The 23,397-nt window shown below is 66.8% G+C and carries 26 protein-coding genes; 10 read left to right on the plus strand and 16 right to left on the minus strand.

Annotated features, from left to right (window positions below; translation table 11 throughout):
• Nucleotides 1-3 precede the first annotated feature (3 nt).
• Together minC and ACSYAO_RS05675 are read right to left on the minus strand one after the other, a co-directional pair.
• On the minus strand, nt 4-852 hold the full coding sequence (gene minC, locus ACSYAO_RS05670; protein ID WP_049461776.1) for a septum site-determining protein MinC: 849 nt from the start codon (nt 850-852) through the stop codon (nt 4-6).
• On the minus strand, nt 798-1,394 hold the full coding sequence (locus ACSYAO_RS05675; protein WP_032127604.1) for a GNAT family N-acetyltransferase: 597 nt from the start codon (nt 1,392-1,394) through the stop codon (nt 798-800). Before ACSYAO_RS05675 ends, minC begins: the two co-directional genes overlap by 55 nt.
• A gap of 153 nt (nt 1,395-1,547) precedes the next feature.
• Here ACSYAO_RS05675 and ACSYAO_RS05680 point away from each other — a divergent pair, with 153 nt between their 5' ends.
• The 4 genes from ACSYAO_RS05680 (at nt 1,548) to ACSYAO_RS05695 (ending at nt 5,174) form a co-directional block, all read left to right on the plus strand.
• Entirely contained in the window at nt 1,548-2,750 is a 1,203-nt protein-coding gene (locus tag ACSYAO_RS05680; protein ID WP_049461775.1) for a sensor histidine kinase, read from the plus strand.
• On the plus strand, nt 2,750-3,391 hold the full coding sequence (locus ACSYAO_RS05685) for a response regulator (protein WP_006424175.1): 642 nt from the start codon (nt 2,750-2,752) through the stop codon (nt 3,389-3,391). The genes ACSYAO_RS05680 and ACSYAO_RS05685 overlap by 1 nt, the downstream gene beginning before the upstream one ends.
• A 234-nt stretch (nt 3,392-3,625) precedes the next feature.
• Complete coding sequence (locus tag ACSYAO_RS05690; protein WP_032127602.1) at nt 3,626-4,699, plus strand: SRPBCC family protein; 1,074 nt, start codon at nt 3,626-3,628, stop codon at nt 4,697-4,699.
• A 103-nt stretch (nt 4,700-4,802) separates the two neighbouring features.
• Nucleotides 4,803-5,174 carry a DUF423 domain-containing protein gene (locus ACSYAO_RS05695; protein WP_019659313.1) on the plus strand — a complete coding sequence of 124 codons (372 nt, stop codon included), beginning with the start codon at nt 4,803-4,805 and terminating at the stop codon, nt 5,172-5,174.
• Between the two features lie 394 nt (nt 5,175-5,568).
• Here the strand turns inward: ACSYAO_RS05695 and ACSYAO_RS05700 are convergent, their stop codons facing one another.
• From ACSYAO_RS05700 to ACSYAO_RS05720, 5 genes are read right to left on the minus strand one after another with little or no spacing between them, the layout of a single operon-like run.
• On the minus strand, nt 5,569-6,378 hold the full coding sequence (locus ACSYAO_RS05700; protein WP_197655949.1) for a M15 family metallopeptidase: 810 nt from the start codon (nt 6,376-6,378) through the stop codon (nt 5,569-5,571).
• A gap of 9 nt (nt 6,379-6,387) precedes the next feature.
• The gene (locus tag ACSYAO_RS05705) at nt 6,388-6,981 is read right to left on the minus strand and encodes a PH domain-containing protein (RefSeq protein ID WP_049461504.1); all 594 of its coding nucleotides are present in this window, start codon (nt 6,979-6,981) and stop codon (nt 6,388-6,390) included.
• Between the two features lie 3 nt (nt 6,982-6,984).
• Nucleotides 6,985-7,164 (minus strand): DUF4177 domain-containing protein, encoded by a 180-nt coding sequence (locus ACSYAO_RS05710; protein ID WP_032127598.1) that lies wholly within the window; start codon nt 7,162-7,164, stop codon nt 6,985-6,987.
• A complete protein-coding gene (locus ACSYAO_RS05715; RefSeq protein WP_049398902.1) occupies nt 7,161-7,340 on the minus strand; it encodes a hypothetical protein in 180 nt (59 codons plus the stop codon). Before ACSYAO_RS05715 ends, ACSYAO_RS05710 begins: the two co-directional genes overlap by 4 nt.
• 45 nt (nt 7,341-7,385) lie before the next feature.
• Complete coding sequence (locus tag ACSYAO_RS05720) at nt 7,386-8,267, minus strand: SPFH domain-containing protein (protein WP_414574487.1); 882 nt, start codon at nt 8,265-8,267, stop codon at nt 7,386-7,388.
• A gap of 137 nt (nt 8,268-8,404) precedes the next feature.
• Here ACSYAO_RS05720 and purT point away from each other — a divergent pair, with 137 nt between their 5' ends.
• The gene (gene purT / locus ACSYAO_RS05725; protein WP_012479445.1) at nt 8,405-9,592 is read left to right on the plus strand and encodes a formate-dependent phosphoribosylglycinamide formyltransferase; all 1,188 of its coding nucleotides are present in this window, start codon (nt 8,405-8,407) and stop codon (nt 9,590-9,592) included.
• 72 nt (nt 9,593-9,664) lie between these two features.
• On the opposite strand, the gene ACSYAO_RS05730 is transcribed toward purT, so the two are convergent.
• Together ACSYAO_RS05730 and ACSYAO_RS05735 are read right to left on the minus strand one after the other, a co-directional pair.
• On the minus strand, nt 9,665-10,879 hold the full coding sequence (locus ACSYAO_RS05730; RefSeq protein WP_044569657.1) for an endonuclease/exonuclease/phosphatase family protein: 1,215 nt from the start codon (nt 10,877-10,879) through the stop codon (nt 9,665-9,667).
• A gap of 38 nt (nt 10,880-10,917) precedes the next feature.
• Nucleotides 10,918-11,673, minus strand: coding sequence for an arginyltransferase (locus tag ACSYAO_RS05735; RefSeq protein WP_005408547.1), 756 nt, complete (start codon nt 11,671-11,673; stop codon nt 10,918-10,920).
• Nucleotides 11,674-11,829: 156 nt separating this feature from the next.
• Between ACSYAO_RS05735 and ACSYAO_RS05740 the strand changes: the two genes are divergently transcribed.
• Complete coding sequence (locus ACSYAO_RS05740; protein WP_049461453.1) at nt 11,830-12,393, plus strand: EF-hand domain-containing protein; 564 nt, start codon at nt 11,830-11,832, stop codon at nt 12,391-12,393.
• A 51-nt stretch (nt 12,394-12,444) separates the two neighbouring features.
• Here the strand turns inward: ACSYAO_RS05740 and ACSYAO_RS05745 are convergent, their stop codons facing one another.
• The 4 genes from ACSYAO_RS05745 to ACSYAO_RS05760 form a co-directional block, all read right to left on the minus strand.
• Nucleotides 12,445-13,662, minus strand: coding sequence for an RNA polymerase sigma factor (locus tag ACSYAO_RS05745; RefSeq protein WP_049398908.1), 1,218 nt, complete (start codon nt 13,660-13,662; stop codon nt 12,445-12,447).
• Nucleotides 13,663-13,869: 207 nt separating this feature from the next.
• Nucleotides 13,870-14,379 (minus strand): pathogenicity-like protein, encoded by a 510-nt coding sequence (locus tag ACSYAO_RS05750; protein ID WP_049447046.1) that lies wholly within the window; start codon nt 14,377-14,379, stop codon nt 13,870-13,872.
• Nucleotides 14,380-14,383: 4 nt separating this feature from the next.
• Nucleotides 14,384-15,304 (minus strand): acyl-CoA thioesterase II, encoded by a 921-nt coding sequence (tesB, locus tag ACSYAO_RS05755; RefSeq protein ID WP_414574486.1) that lies wholly within the window; start codon nt 15,302-15,304, stop codon nt 14,384-14,386.
• Between the two features lie 127 nt (nt 15,305-15,431).
• Nucleotides 15,432-16,208: an enoyl-CoA hydratase/isomerase family protein gene (locus ACSYAO_RS05760; protein WP_049462328.1), complete on the minus strand. Its 777-nt coding sequence runs from the start codon at nt 16,206-16,208 to the stop codon at nt 15,432-15,434.
• A 34-nt stretch (nt 16,209-16,242) separates the two neighbouring features.
• On the opposite strand from ACSYAO_RS05760, the gene ACSYAO_RS05765 reads away from it, so the two are divergent.
• Nucleotides 16,243-16,689 carry a copper chaperone PCu(A)C gene (locus tag ACSYAO_RS05765; protein WP_049462329.1) on the plus strand — a complete coding sequence of 149 codons (447 nt, stop codon included), beginning with the start codon at nt 16,243-16,245 and terminating at the stop codon, nt 16,687-16,689.
• Between the two features lie 241 nt (nt 16,690-16,930).
• On the opposite strand, the gene ACSYAO_RS05770 is transcribed toward ACSYAO_RS05765, so the two are convergent.
• The 3 genes from ACSYAO_RS05770 to uvrA all read right to left on the minus strand — a co-directional run bounded on the left by ACSYAO_RS05770 (nt 16,931) and on the right by uvrA (nt 21,164).
• On the minus strand, nt 16,931-17,656 hold the full coding sequence (locus ACSYAO_RS05770) for a hypothetical protein (RefSeq protein WP_049462330.1): 726 nt from the start codon (nt 17,654-17,656) through the stop codon (nt 16,931-16,933).
• Between the two features lie 98 nt (nt 17,657-17,754).
• A complete protein-coding gene (locus tag ACSYAO_RS05775) occupies nt 17,755-18,162 on the minus strand; it encodes an acyl-CoA thioesterase (protein WP_006424673.1) in 408 nt (135 codons plus the stop codon).
• The gene (gene uvrA, locus ACSYAO_RS05780) at nt 18,162-21,164 is read right to left on the minus strand and encodes an excinuclease ABC subunit UvrA (protein WP_049462331.1); all 3,003 of its coding nucleotides are present in this window, start codon (nt 21,162-21,164) and stop codon (nt 18,162-18,164) included. Before uvrA ends, ACSYAO_RS05775 begins: the two co-directional genes overlap by 1 nt.
• A 339-nt stretch (nt 21,165-21,503) precedes the next feature.
• Here uvrA and rplU point away from each other — a divergent pair, with 339 nt between their 5' ends.
• The 3 genes from rplU to cgtA all read left to right on the plus strand — a co-directional run bounded on the left by rplU (nt 21,504) and on the right by cgtA (nt 23,324).
• Nucleotides 21,504-21,812 (plus strand): 50S ribosomal protein L21, encoded by a 309-nt coding sequence (rplU, locus tag ACSYAO_RS05785; RefSeq protein ID WP_005408557.1) that lies wholly within the window; start codon nt 21,504-21,506, stop codon nt 21,810-21,812.
• A gap of 18 nt (nt 21,813-21,830) precedes the next feature.
• Nucleotides 21,831-22,094: a 50S ribosomal protein L27 gene (gene rpmA, locus ACSYAO_RS05790; RefSeq protein ID WP_005408558.1), complete on the plus strand. Its 264-nt coding sequence runs from the start codon at nt 21,831-21,833 to the stop codon at nt 22,092-22,094.
• A 177-nt stretch (nt 22,095-22,271) separates the two neighbouring features.
• Nucleotides 22,272-23,324 carry an Obg family GTPase CgtA gene (gene cgtA, locus ACSYAO_RS05795; protein ID WP_440566650.1) on the plus strand — a complete coding sequence of 351 codons (1,053 nt, stop codon included), beginning with the start codon at nt 22,272-22,274 and terminating at the stop codon, nt 23,322-23,324.
• The last annotated feature ends 73 nt before the right edge of the window (nt 23,325-23,397 follow it).

Genomic DNA, 23,397 nt, shown 5'->3' on the forward strand with positions numbered 1-23,397 from the left:
GCGTCAGTCCAGCGCAGCGATCTTGATCTGGTCCTGTTCCAGCCACACCTGCACGGCCTTGCCGCGCAGGGAGTCCGGGACATCGTCCAGTACCTTGTAGTGGCCTGCAATGGCGACCAGTTCCGCATGGAAATCACGGCAGAAGATGCGTGCCGCGGTGTTGCCCTGTGCCCCTGCCAGCGCGCGGCCGCGCAGGGTGCCGTAGATGTGGATGCTGCCATCGGCGATGACCTCGGCGCCGGCGCCGACGGTGGCCATCACGGTCAGGTCGCAGTTTTCAGCGTACAGCTGCTGGCCCGAACGCACGTTGCCCAGCTGCATGCGGCCCGGCTGCGGTGCGGCGGCGTCGGCAACCTTGGCCACCGGCGTGGCCGGTGCCGGCTTCGGTTCGGCACGGGCTGCGCGACGCGGTTCCGGCGCGGGCGGCGGCGGCGGGGCCGGCTCGGCCTCGGCACGCTCGTACTGGGCGCGGAACTTGGCCAGCAGTGGCAGCCCGAGCTGCTGCGAGAGCACGTCGACCGCGCTGGTGCCATAGGCCAGCGCCACCGGCAGCACGCCGGCACTGCGCAGGCCATCGACCAGCGCCTGCGCGGTGGCCACGTCCGGCACCTGGCTCAGGCCGCCGAAGTCGAGGATCACCGCGGCGCGGCCGAACAGTTTCGGCGCACGGGTGACGCGTTCGCGCATTTCCTGCACGAGGCGTTCGACATCAAGGGTACGGATGCGCAGGTTGGCGATGCCCACCTGGCCGATCTTCAGTTCACCGGCCTGTTCGTAATCGAAATTCACCGCCACGCTCAGGTCCCCGTCGGCCGCTGTGCCTGCGCCGGCAGATGCCGGGCACGTGTCCATGCCACATCCGGCAGCTTGCCGCCGTAGGTCTCCTGGACCCACGGGTAGCTGCACAGTTCCTTGGCCAGCATGCTGGCGCGCACGTCGACCTGCGGCATGGTGTTCTGGCCCAGCTCGCGGAAGCCGAAGCTGCCGTGGAAGAGCAGGGCGGCATCGGCGCCATGGTCGAGGAAGACTTCGCAGGTCATCTGCGGGTAGCGCAGCTCGGCAAAGCTCTGCGCGTCGGCATAGAACGCACGGCCGACGCCACCGCCACGACGGCGGCTGGCGACCACGATGCGGTCGATATAGAAGAACGGGGTGTCCAGCTGCTGCTTGAACCAGGCGAAGTTGCTGCTGTCGTGCTGGCTGTCGCTGCCGAAGCCGATCAGGAACCCGGCCAGGTTGCCGTCGCGCTCGGCGACGCGGAAATACTCAGCGGTTTCGTAGAACAGGCGCAAGCGGGCCGCATCCAGGGGAAGGATGGCCAGGCCAGCGTTGTTGTTCAAAGCCAGGACGGAATCGAGCTCGTGCTCGCGCACGTCGCGGATGACAATCGACATTGTGACTCCGTGGGGTAACGCGGTTGGTCCGTCAAATAGGACCCTGCGCACGATTATTGCATGCCCGGGGTGGGCTGCGGCATGAACAGGGGACCTCGGATGCATGACTTCCGTGGGAGTGCGCGACGCGGGCCGGGCCCGTAGAGTGCTGGCATGTTGGGAGTCCTCAGCCATACCCGCGTCCTCCGTCTGGCCGGCCTGTTTACCTGGGTCATGGTCGGCCTGCCACTGGCGTACTCGCAATTCGAGAACCTGCACAGCCGCAGCGATATGGGCAGCTGGGCGATCCTGCTGTTCGTCGCCTACCTGTCCTTCGGCGCCGCGTACTACTGGCTGACCCGCCTCCTGCGCAGTGACAGCGACAGTCACACCACCTGGCTGGACCGCGGCCTGCTGCTGCTGCTGACGGTTTCGGCGCTGGGCGTCAGTTTCCTCAGTGGTTCGGGCCTGGGCAGCATCCTGATGATGGTGGCTGCCGGCGTCATTCCGTGGATGCTGTCGGCGCGTCTGTGCGTGCTGTGGCTGCTGGTCAGCCAGCTGGCGGTGGCCCCGGTCTATTACATACTGCTGAACTTCCCGCTGTTCGAAGCCGTGATGCAATCGCTGCTGTATGGCGGCTTTTCCATGTTCATCTTCGTGACCAGCCTTGTCGCGAGACAGCAGACCCAGGCCCGCGACGAGCAGCGCAGGCTCAATTCGGAGCTGCGTGCCACTCGTGCCCTGCTGGCCGAAAGCGCTCGCGTCAACGAGCGAACCCGCATTTCGCGTGAGCTGCACGATCTTCTGGGGCATCAGCTGACCGCACTGACCCTGAACCTCGAAGTGGCCGGTCACCTGGCCGAGGGCCAGGCGCTGGACCATGTGAAGCGCTCGCATGCCTTGGCCAAGCTGCTACTGGGCAACGTGCGTGAGGTGGTCAGCCAGCTGCGCGAGACCGGCGCCATCGATCTGGCGGCGGCGCTGCGCCCGCTGACCGAGAACGTGCCCTCGCTGGACATCCAGCTGGAGATCGAGGATCCGCTGAACGTGGAGGACCCGCAGCGGGCCCACGTGCTGCTGCGCTGCACCCAGGAGATCATCACCAACGCGGTGCGCCATGCCGGCGCCCGCCACCTGTGGATCAAGGTGTACCGTGAAGCCCCCGACCGGGTGGTGGTGGAGGCCCGCGACGACGGCGTCGGCGCGGATATGGTCAATGTGGGCAATGGCTTGCGCGGCATGCGCGAGCGCCTGCAACAATGTGGTGGCCAGCTGCAGGTCGAAACCCGTCCCGGTGAAGGCTTCCGGCTGCGGGCGACGGTGCCGGCAACGGTGCTGGTGGCCGCCCTTACCAAGGTTCCTGAAGGAGTGCGTTGATGATTCGCGTCTGCCTGGTCGACGACCAAACCCTGGTGCGGCAGGGAATCCGCTCCCTGCTGGCGCTCGACGACGGTATCGAGGTGGTGGCCGAGGCCGGCGATGGCCGGCAGGCGGTCGAACTGATACCGCAGGTGCGCCCCGACGTGGTGCTGATGGACATGCGCATGCCGGTGATGTCCGGGCTGGAGGCGCTGCAGGTGCTGTCGCGCCAGGAGCAGCTGCCGCCGACCATCATCCTCACCACCTTCGACGACGACCAGCTGGTGCTGGCCGGGCTCAAGGCCGGAGCCAAGGGCTACCTGCTCAAGGACGTGACCCTGGCGCAGCTGGTCGGTGCCATCCGCACCGTGGCCGACGGCGGTTCGCTGGTGCAGCCGGCCGTGACCCAGCGCCTGCTGTCCGGCCTGGAGCACATGCGCAACGAGTTCGTCAGCCTGGACCGCCCGGACCCGTTGACCGACCGCGAGACCGAGATCCTGCGCCTGATGGCCAGTGGCTTCTCCAACAAGGAGATCGCCAACTCGCTGGGTGTGGCCGAAGGCACCATCAAGAACCACGTGTCCAACATCCTGTCCAAGCTGGGCGTGCGCGACCGTACGCGCGCCGTACTGAAGGCGTTCGAACTCCAGCTGGTCTGAGGAAAACCTTTTCAGGACAATGACTTGAGGTCCAGTCATGGCCCTCGGGTGGGGTTGCCCCCTACTTCACGGGTATCGGTATGCGGTACCCTTCGAATTCTTTGCCCATACAAATACGCAGCCGGCAGGGAAACCGGTGCGCCAATCCCGATAAACAATGCCCGCGAAGCCTGCTAGGATTGGCGCTTCGCTTCAATCAACCCGGCCGTGGGATCGGCCCCGGAGACTCTCTGAATGACCCGTATTATCGAGTTCCTGATCGCCTTGGGGATCGTGGCTGGCCTGTTCGTCATCATTGGCGTATGTCTGCCGGGCGAGCGTCACATCACCGAAAGCATCGAGACCAACCGCAAGATGACGATCGTGTACGACACGGTCAGCAGCCTGCGCCGCTTCAAGGACTGGAACCCGCTGGTACTGCGCGATCCCGCCGTTGAACTGAAGCTGTCCGGCCCGGCCTCCGGCGTCGGTGCCACTCTCGACTTCACCTCCAAGGACCTGGGCACCGGCTCCTGGAAGATCACCGAAGCCGAAGAGAACAAGCGTGTTGCGATCGCCATCGATGACGCCACCAAGGGTCACGACAAGATCACCACCTTCACGCTGGAGCCGACCGGCAAGGGTGGCCGCAACGTCAAGATCACCCAGGACTACTCGGTGAAGTACGGCTTCGACCTGTTCGGCCGTTATGCCGGCCTGTATGTCAGCCGCCAGATCGGCGACGACATCAAGATGGGTCTGTCGCGTATGGCCAACATGCTGGCCAGCGTCCCGAACGTGGACTACCGCACCCCGGAAGCCCCGCTGACCGATCTGGCCATCGTCAATGTGCCGGCTGAAGACCTGCTGGTCGTCAACGCCGGTAACGTGGACCGCGGTCAGGACACGATCACCAAGTCCATCAAGGACAACCAGGAGTGGATCAAGCGCGTGATGGAGGCCAATGGCCTTGAAGCCGCCGGTCCGTTCCGCATCATCACCACCGATTTCGGTCAGGAGAAGTACGCCTTCGACATCGCCCAGCCGGTGAAGAAGAAGGGTGCTGAAGGTGCCACCGCTGAAGAGCTGACCGTCAAGATCGACGGCGGCGCTCCGGTCAAGTACGTGCACGTGGCCCCGCACCGTTCGGCGCATGCCGCCTACACCGGCCACATGGCGGGTCTGGACGTGGCCCGCAACGGCCTGCGTGCCTGGGCTGTGACCAACGGTTCGGAAGTGGTCGATCGCCCGTACGAAACCTGGAAGGACGGTCTGGACAAGTCGTTCACCCCGGAAGCGACCTACGACATCTACTGGGCCGTCAAGTAAGCCTCGGCTGACCCATGTAGTGTTGGACACGAAAACGCGCCGCTCATTGCGGCGCGTTTTTTTTCATCTGGCGCCCGGCAAGGGCGCTGCGCAAGGAGCCCACATGTTCAATCTCGAACGTCGCGCACGTAAGCCATCACTGCTGGCCTGCCTGGGGGCGCTGCTGGCCGCCGCCTCTATCGGCCTGTCGGCCTATGCCTCGCACGGTGTGGCCGACCCGCTGGCGCAGCAGCATCTGAACATGGCGGCGCTCTATGCGTTCGCGCATGGCGCGGTACTGGTGGCGCTCGGGCCGCGCGCGCAGGGCGCGATCGCGCACCTGGCGTTGTACGTGCTGCTGCTGGGCGTGCTGTTGTTTTCCGGCAGCCTGGTGGGCGGTGCGTTGTGGCAGTGGCCGACGCGGATGGCACCGATCGGTGGCACCAGCATGATGGCCGGATGGGTGTTGCTGGCGATCAATGCGTTGAGGCGGTGACGGTCGCAGGGCTGTCGCTTCGATCCATGCCGATGCGATCCTAAGGGTTCATGGGCGTTACTTTTCTTTTCGCGCGAAAAGAAAAGTAACCAAAAGAAACGCGCCGCCGGCCGCGAGCCGGTGCTGCGCACCGGTCCCCTGTGCTCCTCGGCCCGTCGAGGGACGGTGCGGGAACTCGCTGCGCTCAGACACCCGCACCTCTTCGCCCTCGTCGGACCTGCGGTGCTCGGCTCGCTTGAAGGCGGACCCAACAGCCGCGCGCTGATCCGTTATAGAGGCTTCGAGCGAAGCGACCCGCTTTTGTCTTTGCTCTCTTGTTCCATTCCGTGGCGGACGCACGCGGAATCCGCCCGGACAGCTCCATGAAGTTCGCCGTGCAGCCGCCACGAGGGGCTCAGCCGTTTGCCGGTCTCCAGCACCAGTGCCAAGGTTCGTAGACGATCCCATGCGGGTTGTCGCGCGGGTAGCTCAGCTGGAAGCCATGCCCACCGGCATTCGCCTGCAGCCACGCAAACGCGTCGGTGGCTTCGAACGATTCTTCGGCCGGGGCGTCGCCCGGTGTGCCGATGTCCAGCGCGTGGCCGCTGTGGTGTTCGCTGAAACCCGGGGCGGCATTGATCTTCAGGATCTCCGCCACGCTCAAGCCGCGCGCCAGCTTCCGTTCGAAGATGCCCAACTGGTAGGCATGGCTGCGGAAGCCGGAGATGGCGTCCAGCGCAATGCCATCCTGTGCCGCATGCAGTCGCATCCGTCGCCAGCCCTGCGCGGCGCCACGGCGCAGCCATAGCGGGCGGGCGAAGCGATCGCGGCCGGCAAAATGCAGCAGGCAGGGTTCGGGTTCCAGCGGCAGGCCGCTGTCGTCGGCGTAGCGCTGCGGGTCCAGGCCAAGCTGCTGCAGGCGCTGCTGCAACCCGGCCAGCGGCAGCCACTGATCTTCCAGTCCGGCGCCGAAGGGCCGTGCAGCCGCGGTGTCCAGCAGCGCCAGTGCATCCTCGACCCCGGGCTCGCGCGGCAGGCGCGGCACCATCGAATGCACGCCGTGCGGCAGTACCGCCGCCAGATAGCGGCCATCACGCTTGCGCCGCAGCACCCACTGCGCCTGCGACAGCAGGCGTGCATCCAGGTTGCTGCGTGCGCGCAACAGGTGGGCGGGCCACAGCTCGATGGCCTCGGTATTGATCAGCAGGGGCGGGCGTCGTTGCATCGCCTCAGCCTACTGCCGTGGTGCCGACGCGGCCACCTTGCGCAGCGCATCGAGCAGCGCCTGCGGCCGGTCCACGCTGAGCAGCAGCGTGCTGCCATCACTGACCGGCAGGGCGAGGACACGCGCACGGTCGGTGACGAGGGCGAAGCCCTTGCCGCCTCCCTGCAGGCGGAAGTGGCCCGAGTAGAAGCCCGGCATTGAATAGCCATTGGTTTTGACACGGATGCCATAGCGGCGGTCACGCTGCAGGTCGACCACCTCGGCCTGGTCCAGCCGCAGCTGCGCCACCGGCACGCGCCGCCGGTACATCGTCGAGCGTACGTCCAGCACGTTGCCGGCCAGCTCCACCCGGCGGCGGAAGAAGGCGGCCCCCAGCCCGACAGCGAGTACAGCGATGACGATCAGGCTCCATGCCGCACTGCCGCCCATCCGGAACCAGGGCGGCGACAGCGTAACTTCGATCCAGGGTGCGTTCGCCGGTGCCTTGTACAGCTGCGCATACAGGCAGGCCACGAAGGCAGCCAGCAGCGGCAGCACGATCCACAGCACGCGCAGCGGCGAACTCTCGACCACGTCAAAGGGTTTCGGGTCACTGCCGCCCATGGTTCAGGCCTCCTTCTTGAACACCAGCATCGCCGGGCGCATCGGCGCCGGGATGATGATGTTGACCAGCTCCCAGCCCAGCTGGCCCTGCCGGCTCAGCTCGGCCTGGACATCCTCGGCCTTGAGTACGCCCATCATGGAGGTCTTGACCTCGATCGTCTGGTAGCTCCAGCGCTTGCTCATTCCTTGTCCTCCGGCGATGCCTTGGGTTTGGGCAGGCGTCCTGCCTTGCGCAGCGCGTCGCGCAGCACGTATTCGATCTGCGCGTTGAGGCTGCGCAGCTCGTCATCAGCCCAGCGCTGCGCCGCAGCCAGGACGTCGGCGTTGATGCGCAGCGGGTAGGCTTTCTTCTCACTCATGGGGGCTCCTGGCGGGGCGGTGGGGCGCCCCGTTGCGAGTGTGGCTCAATACAGCGAGCCTGCATTGACGATCGGCTGGGTGCCGCGGTCCGAGCACAGCACGGTCAGCAGGTTGCTGACCATGTGCGCCTTGCGTTCCTCGTCCAGCTGCACCACGCCGTTCTTCTGCAGTTCGGCCAGGGCCATCTCGACCATGCCGACCGCACCGGCAACGATGCGCGTGCGTGCGGCGATCACCGCGTTGGCCTGCTGCCGCTGCAGCATCGCCTGGGCGATTTCGGCGGCGTAGGCGAGGTGGCTGATGCGTGCGTCGATGACCTGCACGCCGGCGTCGGCCAGGCGCTCGGCCAGTTCGTTCTTCAGGTGCTGGGAAATCTCGCTGGCATGACTGCGCAGTGCCAGCTGGCCATCCTCATGCTGGTCGTAGGGGTAGCTGGTGGCCATCGCGCGCAGCGCCGATTCGGACTGGATGTGCACGAAGCTCTCGTAGTCGTCCACGTTGTAGACCGCCTCGGAGGCATCGACCACCTGCCAGACGATGACCGCGGCGATCTCGATCGGGCTGCCGTCCAGCTCGTTGACCTTCAGCTTGCCGCTCTCGAAGTTGCGCACGCGCTGGCTGACCCGGCGCTTGGCGTAGAAGGGGTTGTTCCAGCGCAGGCCGTTGTCCTTCACGGTGCCCACGTACTTGCCGAACAGGCTCAGCACCGCCGCCTGGTTGGGCTGGATGGTGTACAGGCCGGCCAGGATGAACACGCCCAGCACCACCAGCAGGGCGCCCAGCAGCATCAGCAACAGATTGGGCGAGCCGGCACTGGCCTTGGCTGCCACTCCCAGTACGAACAGGGCGGCGCCAGCGAGGGCGACGAGCAGGGCGCCGACCAGCGTGCCGAGGCCGTTGAGGGAAGACAGTGACTTCTCTTTCATGGCAGTACGTCCTTGAGGGTTCGAGTTGAAGATATCAAAGTGATATCACTTGTCGACTACCGTTCGTCGGATGCCGTGGCCGGGGCGGTCGGCCAGCTAGAATGCCCACCCGCCTTCACATCGCTGCTGGAATCGCCATGGCCAAGCTTGGAACTCCGTTGTCCCCCTCCGCCACCCGTGTGCTGCTGCTGGGCTCGGGCGAACTCGGCAAGGAGGTGGCCATCGAGCTGCAGCGGCTGGGCGTGGAAGTGATCGCCGCTGACCGCTATGCCGATGCGCCGGCCATGCAGGTCGCGCACCGCTCGCACGTGATCGACATGCTCGACGCGATGGCCCTGCGTGCGCTGATCGCCCAGGAGCAGCCGCACCTGGTGGTGCCGGAGATCGAGGCCATCCACACCGAAACCCTGGTCCAGCTGGAACAGGAACAGGGCCTGCGGGTGATCCCGACCGCGCGCGCTGCGCGCCTGACCATGGACCGCGAAGGCATCCGCCGCCTCGCCGCCGAGACCCTGGGCCTGCCGACCTCGCCGTACCGCTTCGTCGATACCGAGGCCGAATACCGTGCTGCCGTGGCCGCCATCGGCCTGCCGTGCGTGGTCAAGCCGGTGATGTCGTCCTCGGGCAAGGGCCAGAGCACCCTGCGCAGCGAGGCGGAAATCGCCCCGGCGTGGGAGTACGCGCAGACCGGTGGCCGTGCCGGTGCCGGCCGCTGCATCGTCGAAGGCTTCATCGATTTCGATTACGAGATCACCCTGCTGACCGTGCGCCATGCCGGCGGCACCTCGTTCTGCGCGCCGATCGGCCATCTGCAGAAGGATGGTGATTACCGCGAAAGCTGGCAGCCGCAGCCGATGTCGAGCGCCGCGCTGGCGCGTGCCGAAGAGATTTCGCGCGCGATCACCGACGACCTTGGCGGCTGGGGCCTGTTCGGCGTCGAGCTGTTCGTGAAGGGTGATGAGGTGTGGTTCAGCGAAGTGTCGCCGCGCCCGCACGACACCGGCCTGGTGACGCTGGTATCGCAGGAACTGAGCGAATTCGCGCTGCATGCGCGCGCCATCCTTGGCCTGCCGATTCCGGTGATCCGCCAGAGCGGCCCGTCGGCATCGTGCGCATTGCTGGCACACGGCGAGGGCGTGCCGTACTTCAACAACGTCGCCGCCGCGCTGCAGGTGCCGGACACCGCCGTGCGCCTGTTCGGCAAGCCGAGCGTGCACGGTCATCGTCGCGTGGGCGTGACCCTGGCGCGCGCGGAAACCATCGACGAAGCACGCGCCATCGCGCGTGATGCCGCCGAAGCCATCGGCGTCGAACTGCGCCCCTGAAAAAGGAGCGACGACCAACGGTCGTCGCCTACCGAAACCCGGTGGGTACCGACCGTTGGTCGGTACGCTGCTCTACCGCACGTCCACCCACACCAGATGATGGTCGCTGCCGTCGGCGATCTTCGCTTCCGGGCTTTCATTGGCCGGCCAGAAGATACCGCTGCCGACGTATTCGAAACCGGTCGAGGGCAGCACGTAGTCCAGGCGCATGGTGCCGGACTTCGGGCCGAAATCGCCGGTGGCGTGGAACGGTGCGCCCTTGCGCTCGATGCCCTTGGCCGCATAGGCCAGGCTGGTCTGCTCGCCGCCGACGCTGCGCGGGGTGGGGTAGCGCAGCACGCGGGCGTTCTCGATCAGCTCGACGATCGCCTCATGGCGACCGTCGCCGTCGACCGGGTCGTTGTTGAGGTCGCCGAGGATCACGAAGCGCGCGTCCTGCGCCAGGCCGCCGCACTGGCCCTTGTCGTCGCACAGCCACGGCTTGTCACCCTTGGACAGGTATTCCTGCCACAGGCGCAGTTCGTCGTGGTTGCGCGCCGCGTTGCGCTTCTCCGGACCGTCGAACACCGGCGGGGTCGGATGCGAGACCAGCGCATGCACCACGCCGGCCGGGGTCTTCACCGGCACGTCCCAATGCGACTTCGACGACAGGCGCAGCTGCGACCACACGTGGTCGTTGTAGAAGCTCTTGCCGGTACGCGGATCGACCGGGCGGATCGCACCGGGCATCGCGCTCCACTTCAGCAGCTGGAAGCTGCGCACCTTGGCTTCATCGATCGGGTAGCGCGACAGCACCAGCATGCCGTACTGGCCCGGGTGCAGGCCGTAGCCCCATGCATCGTTGCCGCGGCTGCGGCCTTCGCCACCGACCACGCCGTTGTTGTCCAGGTCCAGCCCGCTGGGCACGCCGGTGTTGACCGGTGCCAGGTAGCGGTAGGCGAAGTGCAGCGGCTTGCCGCCGCCAGGCTGGGCCACTTCCAGGTAGCGCTTCTGGAACAGGTCGGCGGCGCGATGGGCGTCGTCGAAGTCGAACTCATTCAGCAGTACCAGGTCCGGGCGCACCTGCTGCAGCACCGCGGCGATCTTGCGCGCGTGTTCGCTGTCACCTTCCAGTTCCTTGATCAGGCCACCGGCGTCATCGGAGTACAGCGAGGTGTTGTAGGTGGCCAGGCGCAGCGCAGCGGACGGCTTTTCGGTCATCGCGGGGGACGTGGCGAAGGCAGGGGCGGTGGCGCCGCAGAGCAGGGCCAGGGCGAGGATCAGGGGGGGGCGGCGGGTCATGTTCATGGGCCGTATTGTGCACCCGGCCCGGTGTCAGCGGTTTGTCAGCGCCCGTCCAGATCATTGTCGAAATCGTGCCAGCGGCGGCCATCGTAGGCTTCCAGCGGATGGAAGCGACGCTTGTAGTCCATCTTCTGGTGGCCGCGGATCCAGTAGCCCAGATACACGTGTGGCAGCCCCTCGCGGCGCGCCCATTCGATCTGTTGCAGGATCGCGAAGGTGCCCAGCCCGCGCGCGGCATGGTCCGGGTCGAAGAAGGTGTAGACCGCCGACAGCCCGTGCTCGGTGACGTCGGTCACCGCCACCCCCAGCAGCTGGCTGGGCTGGCCGTCGTGGCCGGGCAGGCGCATTTCCATGAAGCGGGTGTGCGACCAGCTGCCGATCAGGAACTGCTCGAACTCGTGCGGTCCATGGTCGTCCATGCCGCCGTTGGCGTGGCGGTGGGTGAGGTAGCGGTGATACAGCGCGAACAGGTCGTCGCGGGCGGTGGCGGCGGTGATCCGCACCTCCAGGTCGGCATTGCGGGCGGCGCAGCGGCGCTGGCTGCGGTCCGGAGCGAAGCGCGCCACCGGGATGCGCACCGCCACGCAGGCCTGGCAGTGCGCGCAATGCGGCCGGTAGACCAAGTCGCCGCTGCGGCGGAAGCCCCAGCTCAGTGCCAGCGGATAGAGCGCACCGAGGCGGCGGTCGTTCGGGTCCAGCACCAGGTCGCGTGCCACCCGGTCCGACCAGTACCCGCAGGGGTGCTCGCCGGTCTGGAAAAGTCGCAGTTCGTCGTCTCTGTCGCCATGTATCGCCATGGGCACAGCATAGCCCCAGCCTGTCGCAGTGGCGGCAACTGTCCGCCGGATGAATGGAACCGGCAGTGGCGTCAACCGATGTCGCGCCCGGGCGTTGTTGTTCCCCGAGGGTGAAGTGATCACCCCGACGCTGTTCCCATCCCCAGGAGTGACCTCATGATCCGTACCCCCCTGCTGCTGGCCCTGCTGCTCGGCACCTCCGCTTCCGGTATCGCGCTGGCCGCCGACACCCCGACCACGCCGGCGCAGCGCCCGGCCAAGCTGGACACCAACGGCGACGGCGTGATCGACCGCAGCGAGGCCGCTGCCAACCCGCGCCTGGCCGCGAAGTTCGACGAGCTGGACAAGAACAAGGACGGCAAGCTATCGCGCGATGAGCTGCCGCGCTGGCAGCATGGTCGCCGTGGTGGCCACGGCGGTGAGCGCTGGGCCAAGCTGGACGTCAACAAGGACGGCCGCATCAGCCGCGAGGAAGCCAAGGCCGACCCGCGCCTGGCCGCGCGCTTCGACCAGCTCGATCTCAACAAGGATGGCTACCTGGACAAGGCCGACCGCGAGCTGCGCATGAAGCAGCGCCGTGACGCCTGGTTCGCTGCCGCTGACACCAACAAGGATGGCCAGCTGAGCAAGGCCGAGTTCGACGCGGCCAAGGGCCCGATGCACGGTGGCCCGCGCCACGGCGGTCCGCGCGATGGCGAGGCGCCGAAGCCGCAGCGCTGAGGTTCAACGCAGTGAATGACGACAACGCCGGCGCACTGCCGGCGTTGTCCGTTACAGGCGGCCGCTGCGCATCAGTGAGTACACCACCAGCGCGATGACCATCAGGTTCATGGCGATGATGCCGGTGCGGCCGTACATCGATTCGAACTTCCAGTTGATGCCGGTGCGTCCGCGGCGGGCCGAATCGCGCGCGATCATCGGTGCCATCACCCGCTGCAGCGGCACCAGGCACTGGTAGTTGACCACGCCCAGGCCTACCGCCAGCACCGTCAGCTGCGCCCAGACCGGCGCCTGCAGCATCACAGCCAGCAGGATCGCCAGGCACCAGAACATGCCGGTGATGATGTTGAGGTAGAGGAAGCGGCGCACGTCGCGGCGCTCGGACGCCGTTTCGGTGTACGACATCAGGAAGCGGCCGCCGAGATAGCTGCCGATCGCACCACCGACCACGCCGCCGATCACCGCCCCCCAGCTTTCGGCCGGCAGCACGTGCAGCTGGCCCAGCGTGGCAGTCAGCGAGCCCATCGCGGTGCCGCCCGCAGCGCTGGCACCGCCGAGGCCAAGCTTGCTGCCGCCGATGCCGACACCGGTGCCGAGCAGCACCGCAGCACTGGCCGTGCCGGGCGCAGCCACCAGTACCATCGAAACCACCGCCGTAGCGAACGCGGCACTGGGTGCGCTGCTGCGCGCGAACTCGCCGAAGCGTTGCAGCAGGCCGTCGCGCACCAGAGCGCGGGCACGCGACAGGCGCTTGCGCACGGCGGCGTCACTGAGCCCGAGCAGGTCAGCCACCTGCTGCGAGCGCTGGCCTTCGCGGTAGTACAGCAGCAGTACTTCGCGGCTGTCGGCCGGCAACGCGGAAATGATGTCCTCGGCGGCGATCTCTTCTTCCACCCGTTGCAGGCGGTCGGCCGCGCCCGGGGCCGGGTCGGCGGCCATGCCCATCGCCACCTCTGCGGCCTCGCCGGTCAGTGGCCGGCCGCGCTGTGCGCGCAGCCAGTCGCGGGCCAGGTTGCGGGTGATCTGCCGCAGCCAGGGCAGGAAACTGGTCGAGCTGCGCAGCTGGTGCAGCTGCTGCCAGCCCTTCACGAAGGCCTCCTGGGCGATGTCCTCGCTGGCCTGACGATCGCGGGTGATGGCCAGTGCGATGGCGGTAACCGTGTTCTGGCAGGCCAGCACGATGCGGCCATAGGCGTGCTGGCAACCGCTGGCGGCGGCAGGCAGTTCGCGTTCCAGGGTCTGGTCGATCGATGCGGCGAACGTCGTCATGGCGGCGGCTCTCCTGCTGGGATTGTGTCCCAAGACGGAGCCGCGCGCCGAATGTGACCGGCCTTCTGCACGGTAGCGCCGGCCGCTGGCCGGCAACCTCATGACAAAAAAGGGGACGGAGGGGATTAAGTCGTTTGTGCCTCAAACGACTTAATCCCCTCCGTCCCCTTTTTCGGCTGCCGGCCAGCGGCCGGCACTACCCGTGCGTCACTTCGAGGGCTGGATGCGGACCCGGACTTCTTCCTCTTCCGGTGCGGCCTGCGGAGCCGGTTGCGTCTGCTGCGGCTGGGCCTGCGGGGCAGGGGCCGGTGCGACCGGCGCCGGGGCGCCGCGATGGCGCAGGCCGATCACCAGCGCTACGCCGGCGATCACCACCAGCAGGGCGATACGGATGCGCCAGGCCCAGCTGCGGCCACCGCTGCCCTGTTCCGGCGCGTCGCGGAAGGCGAATTCGGCGGTCGGATGGTCGCGGCGGGTGGTGTCGAGCAGTCGCGCCTCGCGCAGGATTTCACGCGCGCGCGGCTGGTCGTCGGCGCGCACGATCCACACCGCTGGGTAGGCGTTGGCGTTGCCCAGGTCGGTATAGCTGAACTGGCCGCGGCGACGGGTCTTGTACGAGCGCCCGTTGGTCACCTTGACGTCGATGCCATGCCCGCGCAGCAGCTCGGCGACGCCTTCGACGGTTTCCACGCGCTGGCTGCTGAAGATCTGGCGCATCGGATCAATCCTTGGCCGGCACGGCGGAGGCCGCTGCCTGGTCGGGAACCACGCGGATCAGGCCTTCCTGCGCGGTGCTGGCCACCAGTACGCCGTTGCGGGTGAAGAACTGGCCGCGGGCCAGGCCGCGCGAATCCTGCGCGCTGGGGCTGTCCAGCGAGTACAACAGCCAGTCGTCGGCGCGGAACGGGCGGTGGAACCAGATCGCGTGGTCGAGCGAGGCCATCTGCACGTGCGGGTGGTAGTAGCTGATGCCGTGCGGGAACGTCGCCGTGCCCAACAGGTGGAAGTCGGAGGCGTAGGCCAGCAGCGCCTGGTGCAGCTCCGGGGCATCGCCGACCGGCTCGCTCAGGCGCAGCCACACCTGGTGGTACGGCGGGCGCTTGGGTGGATTGAGTTCGTCACGCGGGTAGACGTGGCGGAACTCGAACGGGCCGCCGCGCGACAGCCAGCGCTGCACCTTGATCGGCAGCCGCTCCAGCACTTCGGCCGGCAGCGGGCGGTTCGGTTCGATGTCTTCCGGCTGCGGCACTTCGGGCATCTTGTGCTGGTGCTCGGCACCGGTTTCGGCCTGCTGGAACGAGGCCGCGCAGAAGAAGATCACCTTGCCGTGCTGGATTGCGGTAACCCGGCGCACCGAGAAACTGCCGCCGTCGCGGGTACGGTCCACGTCGTAGACGATCGGGTGGTCGATGTTGCCGGCGCGCAGGAAGTAGGCGTGCAGCGAGTGCACGTGGCGCCCGTTGTCGACCGTGGCCTGCGCCGCAGCCAGCGCCTGGCCCAGCACCTGGCCGCCGAACACGTACTTGGTGCCGATGTCGCGGCTCTGCCCGCGGAACAGGTTGTCCTCCAGCCGCTCCAGGGTGAGCAGGTCGATCAGCTCGGAGACGACGGGTTCGGGCGTGTCGTTCAAGGGGGCGGCCACAGCAATGAAGAGGCCCCGATTATACCGTTGCAGGCCAGTCCATCATTGGTAGTGCCGGCCGCTGGCCGGCAACCTCATGATCCTCCAGGGGCACCTGCGGTTGCCGGCCAGCGGCCGGCACTATCGGTTACTTGCCCAGCCGGGCGACCAGCGCCTGCAGGGCATTCTGCGCATCCGGGGCGAACCAGGCCTCGACGAAGCGGTCGAGCTGGATCAGGTCCGGCTGCAGCGCCACGTGCAGGTCGGCACGGGCGATGGCGCGGGTCAGCAGCATCGGCTGGCGCGGCTGCTTGAGCAGGTTCTGCAGCCAGGCGATGGCGCGCGCCACCACCAGGTCGCCTTCGGCCAGTTCATCGACCAGGCCGATCTGCAGCGCCTGTTCGGCCGGCACCAGCGAACCGGTGGTCAGCAGGACGCCGGCGCGGTGCACGCCCACCGCACGGCGCAGCAGGCGCTGGATGCCCTCCGGCGCGATCAGGCCCACCTGCACTTCGTTCAGGCCGATGGCATACGGCCGCGACGGATCGGCGCTGCGCGCCATCACCCGGTAGTCGCAGCACAGGGCCAGCACGCAGCCACCCGCCGGTGCGTGGCCGGTGATCGCCGCGACTACCGGGATACGGCTCTCGGCCAGCGTGCGCACGGCGCCAAAGAAGGCGTTCCAGGTGTCCAACAACTTGTGCTTGTCATCGCCATGCGAGAGCAGGTGCGGCACGTCCATGCCACCGGTGAAGATGCGCTCGCTGCCCGACAGCACGATGCCGTGCGCGTCTTCGGCCATGGCCAGCTCGATGGCATGGATCAACTGCCGGCACAGTTCGGTGTCCAGTGCGTTGACCGGCGGCCGCGCCAGGCGCAGTTCGCGGATGGGGCCATGGTTGATCACCTCGATGAGCGTCGTCATGCTGCGGTCTCGTTGCGAAGAAGGAACCTGGGCGATGATAACCAAACCATTCGTTGGCGTACTGTTGGTTCTGTGTGCGGCCGCAGCATCGGCGTCGGCGGCGGAACCGGACTGCGTCACGGTGGAGCAGGGCTGGGCGCGGTTGCCACCGAATCCGGCGATGCCGATGACCGCCGGCTACGGCGTGATCCACAACGGCTGCAGCAAGGCGGTGGCGATCACTGGCGCGACCAGCAGCAGCTTCAATGATGTGTCGCTGCACGAAACCACGATCACGGATGGGGTCAGCCGGATGCGCGCGATCGAGCGCCTGCCGCTGGCACCGGGCGCACGCGCCGAGCTCAAGCCCGGTGGCCTGCACCTGATGCTGACGCAGGGCAAAGGCGCGTTGAAGGAAGGCCAGGCGCTGCCGCTGCGGCTGCAGCTGGAAGGCGGTGGCGAAGTGAGCGCGACGTTGGTGGTGCGCAAGGCCGCGCCGTAAGCGCGCGGGGAAACGGCACGCTGCTGCTGAAGCAAGGAGTTGGGATGGTCGTCGTAGCGTCGAGCTTGCTCGACGGCCCCGGCCTGCAGCAGTCGAGCAAGCTCGACTCTACGGATGAAGCGACGATTGGGATGGCTGCCGTAGCGTCGAGGACGCTGGGCGCGAACGGAATATCCGGTAGTGCCGGCCGCTGGCCGGCAGGACGCGAAATGCCGGCCAGCGGCCGGCACTACCAGGGGGCTTACGACCAGTCGTACGAGAACAGCACCGTGCGGCTTTCCGGCTCGTACAGCATCACGATCGCATCGGCGCCGGTGGCGCACCAGTTGTAGCCGGCCACTTCGGCCACCGCGAAGAACGCGTTGCCATCGCGGCGGATGATTGCCAGTTCCGCATCGTCCGGTGCATGCCGGTCGTTGGCGGCGTCGGTGAATTCCAGGGTGAAGGCGTTCGGGATGTCAGCCGTCTCGATCCAGTTGCCGCAGGAAATCTGTCCACCCAGCGTATCCAGATAATCGCGCTCGCTGGCCTCACCCTTGCCGTAGCGCGAGTAGCAGGCGAGACGGCCATGCGTGGCATGGTAATCGCGGGCCTTGGCGTAGCTCTCGCGCATCTGCGCGATGTGTTCCTGCGCATCCTTGTCCTGCACCGCATCACCGATGAAATAGCCCGCGTTGCCGAGGAAGCGCATCTCGTTGCCGGCGGTCAGTTCAAAGGCGATCCAGTTGGTGCCGGTGAAATCGTTGTGGTGTTCTTCTGTGGTCTCGCCGATGCAGCCGTCATACGGCTCGATCGGGCACAGCATCGTTGCCACCTGGCCGGCCAGTTCCGGGCGCAGCACGCCGAGGTCGATCTTCAGCAGCGGCAGCAGGTGCTGGCCGAGCCAGGCCTGGTCGGCGGGGAAGACATCGGTGGGGAAGGCGACCATGCCGGGCAGCAGGTCGCGCAGTTCAGTCTGGTGGATCATGTCAGTCCTTTGAATTGGATCGGTAGTGCCGGCCGCTGGCCGGCATCCGCGATACATCTGGAGGTTGCCGGCCAGCGGCCGGCACTACCACAGGCGCGTCAGGTCGACGCGCTGCGGATCGCTTCCGGCAGCGGCGCGCTCTTGCCGGTCTGGGTGTCCATCCACACCACCACCACGTTGCCGTCCGAATAGAGCTTCGATTCGTCCTGCTGGTCGACGATGCGGTGGCCGATGGTCACGCTGCTGTTGCCCAGGCGCTCGACGAACAGCTCGACCAGGATGTCGTTGGGCCACACGATCGGCAGCCGGTAGTTGACGTTGGTCGCGGCCACCACGGGTGCGATGCGGTCGGTCATCGACACACCGTCCACGCCCAGCATCCAGCGCACGCGCGCTTCTTCCAGGTAGGAGATGTACTTGGCGTTGTTCACATGGCCCATGCTGTCCATGTCACGCCAGCGCACGCTGATCGGGATGCGGGCCAGGATCTTGTGTTCGCTGCTCATCAGGCGTCCTTTTTCTTCTTGCTGGCAGTGGCGGTCTTGCTGGTCTTGCCGGTGCTCTTGGCGGCTACCGCCTTCTTGGCGACCTTGGCCGGCTTTTCAGGCTTCACCTTGCGCGGCGGGCGGGCGTCTGGCTTGTTGGCCACGGCAGCCGGCTGCTCGGGGCGGGCGCTGGTGGAGGGCAGCATGCGGGCCAGGAACTGGCCGGTGTACGACTGCGGGCAGGCCGCCACGTCTTCCGGCGTGCCGGTGACCAGGATGGTGCCACCGCGATGGCCGCCTTCCGGACCCAGATCAACGATCCAGTCGGCGGTCTTGATCACGTCCAGGTTGTGCTCGATCACCACCACCGTGTTGCCTTCGTCGCGCAGCTTGTGCAGCACGCCCAGCAGCGCTTCGATGTCGTGGAAGTGCAGGCCGGTGGTCGGCTCGTCGAGGATGTACAGGGTGCGGCCGGTATCGCGGCGCGACAGTTCCTTGGACAGCTTCACGCGCTGCGCTTCACCACCGGACAGCGTTGTCGCGCTCTGGCCCAGCTTGATGTAGCTCAGGCCGACGTCGACCAGTGTTTCCAGCTTGCGCGCAATCGACGGCACCGGCTCGAACAGCTTCAGTGCATCCTCGACGGTCATTTCCAGCACGTCGTTGATGTTGAAGCCCTTGTACAGGATCTCCAGCGTTTCGCGGTTGTAGCGCTTGCCGTGGCAGACGTCGCAGGGCACGTACACGTCCGGCAGGAAGTGCATCTCGACCTTGATCAGGCCGTCACCCTGGCAGGCTTCGCAGCGGCCGCCGCGCACGTTGAAGCTGAAACGGCCCGGCGAATAGCCGCGCGCACGCGCTTCGGGCACTTGTGCGAACAGTTCGCGCAGCGGCGTGAACAGGCCGGTGTAGGTAGCCGGGTTCGAACGCGGGGTGCGGCCGATCGGCGACTGGTCGATGTCCACCACCTTGTCGAACAGGTCCAGGCCATCGATCTCCTTGTACGGAGCGATCGGGTGCGAGGCGCCGTTGATCTCGTTGGCGGCCAGCGAGAACAGGGTGTCGTTGATCAGGGTCGACTTGCCCGAGCCGGACACGCCGGTCACGCAGGTCAGCAGGCCCGACGGAATCGCCAGGTCCACGCCCTTCAGGTTGTTGCCGGTCGCCCCGCGCAGGTGCAGGGTCATCTTCGGGTTCGGCGTGTGCCGGCGCGCCGGAATCTCGATCGCGCGCTTGCCCGACAGGTACTGGCCGGTCAGCGAGCGCGGTGCCTCCAGGATGTCCTGCAGGGTGCCCTGGCCGACGATCTCGCCGCCGTGCACGCCCGCGCCCGGGCCGATGTCCAGCACGTAGTCGGCCAGCCGGATCGCATCCTCGTCATGTTCGACCACGATCACCGTATTGCCCAGGTCACGCAGGCGGGTGAGCGTACCGAGCAGGCGTTCGTTGTCGCGCTGGTGCAGGCCGATCGACGGCTCGTCGAGCACGTACATCACACCGACCAGGCCGGCGCCGATCTGGCTGGCCAGGCGGATGCGCTGTGCCTCGCCACCGGACAGGGTGTCGGCCTTGCGCTCCAGGGTCAGGTAATCCAGGCCGACATCGACCAGGAAGCCGAGGCGTTCGCCGATCTCCTTGACGATCTTCGCGGCGATCTCGCCACGCCAGCCCGGCAGGCTCAGTTCACTGAAGAACTTCAGTGCCTCGTCGATCGGCAGCACCACCAGCTCCGGCAGCGGGCGATCGGCCACGAACACGTTGCGCGCCGCCTTGTTCAGGCGCGCACCATGGCATTCCGGGCACGGCTGTTCGCTGATGTACTTGGACAGCTCCTCGCGCACCGCCGGCGACTCGGTTTCCTTGTAGCGGCGTTCGAGGTTGGGAATGATTCCCTCGAAGCGATGCTTGCGCTGGGTGCGGCCACCAGCTTCGGTGAAGTAGGTGAAGGTGATCGTCTCGTCGCCGCTGCCGTACAGCACGGCCTGCTGCACCTTGGCCGGCAGCGAGTTCCAGGCGGCGTCCACATCGAACTTGTAGTGCTTGGCCAGCGAGGCGATCAGCTGGAAATAGTAGGCGTTGCGGCGGTCCCAGCCGCGCACCGCACCGGCGGCCAGCGACAGCTCCGGATGCACCACCACGCGCGAAGGGTCGAAGAACTCGGCGATGCCCAGGCCATCGCAGCCGGGGCAGGCGCCCATCGGTGCGTTGAACGAGAACAGGCGCGGTTCCAGCTCCGGCAGCGAGTAGTCGCACACCGGGCAGGAGTACTTGGAGGAGAACAGTGCCGGCGTGGCGTCGGCGGTGTCCAGGCTCTGCACCGAGGCCATGCCATCGCCCAGCTTCAGTGCGGTCTCGAAGCTCTCGGCCAGGCGTTGCTTGATGTCCTCGCGCGGGCGGAAGCGGTCGATCACCGCCTCGATGGTGTGCTTCTGGCGCAGCGCCAGCGGCGGCACCGCATCGATTTCATACAGCTCGCCGTCCACGCGCACACGCACGAAGCCCTGCGCACGCAGCTGGTCGAACACCTGTGCGTGTTCGCCCTTGCGGTCGCGGATGACCGGCGCCAGCAGCATGTAGCGCTGTTCCGGGTCCAGCGTCAGCACCTGGTCGACCATCTGGCTGACCGTCTGCGCTTCCAGCGGGTAGCCGTGGTCCGGGCAGCGCGGGGTGCCGACGCGGGCGTACAGCAGGCGCAGGTAGTCGTAGATCTCGGTGATGGTGCCGACCGTCGAACGCGGGTTGTGCGAGGTCGACTTCTGCTCGATCGAGATGGCCGGGGACAGGCCTTCGATGTGGTCCAGGTCCGGCTTTTCCATCACGCTCAGGAACTGGCGCGCATAGGCCGACAGCGACTCGACGTAGCGGCGCTGGCCTTCTGCATAGATGGTGTCGAACGCCAGCGAGGACTTGCCCGAACCGGACAGGCCGGTGATCACGATCAGCTTGTCGCGGGGCAGGTCGAGGTCGAGGTTCTTCAGATTGTGCGTCCGCGCGCCGCGGATGCGGATGAAATCCATCGCCATGGGGGATCCGGTTGTGGGGGCGTTGGCTGGGTGCCGGGCCAGCAGGGAACGGCAATCGGTCAGCCTACCGAGGTGACCAGATGGGGGCAATGGGCGACAATGCCAGCCCGATGTCTCACCTGATGAGACAGGCCGACAGCTTTGTGTAGAGCCAAGCCATGCTCGGCTGCCGGGACCCCGAACCGTTCAGCCGAGCATGGCCCGGCTCTACAGGGCCCGGTCTCCAGGCCGTTCAGGGGTTGACTTGACCCGCGCCCGCTGATCTGCGTACAATTCCGCTCCTGTCCGCCCTCGATGGCGGCAGCTCAGACCACAATAACTACAGAGGAAGGCCTGGTCATGTACGCAGTACTGGTCACCGGCGGTAAGCAATACCGCGTGGCGCAGGGCGAAAAGCTCCGCATTGAAAAGCTCGAAGTCGAAGTCGGCAGCGAGATCAAGTTTGACAACATCCTGATGCTGGGTGACAGCGACGGCGTGAAGCTGGGCGATGCGCTGAAGGGCGCTGCCGTCACCGCCAAGGTCCTGTCCCAGGGTCGTGCTGACAAGGTCCGGATCATCAAGTTCCGTCGCCGCAAGCACCACATGAAGCGTCAGGGTCACCGTCAGTACTACACCGAAATCGAGATCACCGGCATCGCCGGCTAAGCATCAGGAGAAGCAGTCATGGCACATAAAAAGGGCGTAGGCTCCTCGCGCAACGGTCGCGACTCCAACCCGAAGTACCTGGGCGTCAAGATCTTCGGCGGCCAGGCCATCGAAGCCGGCAACATCATCGTGCGTCAGCGCGGCACCCAGTTCCACCCGGGCACCGGCGTTGGCCTGGGTCGTGACCACACCCTGTTCGCCCTCGTGGACGGCAAGGTGGAGTTCTCGGTCAAGGGCGCCAAGAAGCGTCGCACCGTCAGCATCGTCTCGGCCGACGCCTGATCCAGGCATCGCCGGCGCCCGTGCCTCGGCATGGGGGTGCTGCATGAAGAGCCCCGCTTCGGCGGGGCTTTTCGTTAGAGTTGAAGCAAGACCGGCCAGGCCGGGCTGCCGGCCATCGGCAGGCATAACATTCAAGGTGACGGCCGGCAGGCCGCGCCCATCGCAGGCATCGAAACAATGAAACTGGTAGACGAAGCAGAAATCGAAGTGTTCGCCGGCAACGGCGGCAACGGCTGCATTGGCTTCCGTCGCGAGAAGTTCATTCCGCTCGGCGGCCCGGACGGCGGCGACGGCGGTGCGGGCGGCAGCGTGTACATCCGCGCCGACGAAAACCTGAATACCCTGGTCGACTTCCGCCATGACCGCATCTTCAAGGCGCAGCGTGGCGAGAACGGCATGGGCCGCCAGGCCTACGGCAAGGGCGGCGAAGACCTGACCATCACCGTGCCGGTCGGCACCGTGGTGATCAACGTTGCCACCGATGAAGTCATCGGCGACCTGACCCAGCACGGCGACCGCCTGCTGGTGGCCAAGGGTGGCCGTGGTGGCCTGGGCAACATGCACTTCAAGAGCTCGACCAACCGCTCGCCGCACCAGGCGCTGCCGGGCGAGCCGGGTGAGGAGCGCACGCTGAAGCTGGAGCTGAAGCTGCTGGCCGACGTCGGCCTGCTGGGCTTCCCCAACGCCGGCAAGAGCACCCTGATCCGTGCCGTTTCGGCGGCGACGCCGAAGGTGGCCGATTACCCGTTCACCACGCTGTACCCGAACCTGGGTGTGGTGAAGGTGGAGAACTACCGCAGCTTCGTGATTGCCGACATCCCGGGCCTGATCGAAGGCGCGGCCGACGGTGCCGGCCTGGGTGCGCAGTTCCTGCGCCACCTGCAGCGCACCCGCCTGCTGCTGCACCTGGTGGACATCTCGCCGATGGAGGGTGGGGTGGAAGGCATTTCCCCGGTCGAGCAGGTACGCGCCATCGAGCGCGAGCTGGAAAAGCACGATCCGGAACTGCTGCAGAAGCCACGCTGGCTGGTGCTGAACAAGGCTGACCTGATGTTCGAGGACGAAGCGAAGGCTGCGGCCGAGCAGATCGTCGCCGAGCTGGGCTGGAAGGAGCCGTGGTTCCTGGTCTCCGCGCTGGGCCGCGAAGGTACTTTCCCGATCATGAGCCGGATCATGGCTTTCTTCGATCGCCAGAAGGAAGACGAGCTGGAAGCCCGCAACGCGCAGTAATGCTGTTGTGGTTCCCTGCGAAAACCCGGCTTCGGCCGGGTTTTTTTGTTGTGGTAGTGCCGGCCGCTGGCCG

The organism is Stenotrophomonas sp. STK16_22, from assembly GCF_051984505.1.
Taxonomy (GTDB): Bacteria; Pseudomonadota; Gammaproteobacteria; order Xanthomonadales; family Xanthomonadaceae; genus Stenotrophomonas; species Stenotrophomonas maltophilia_A.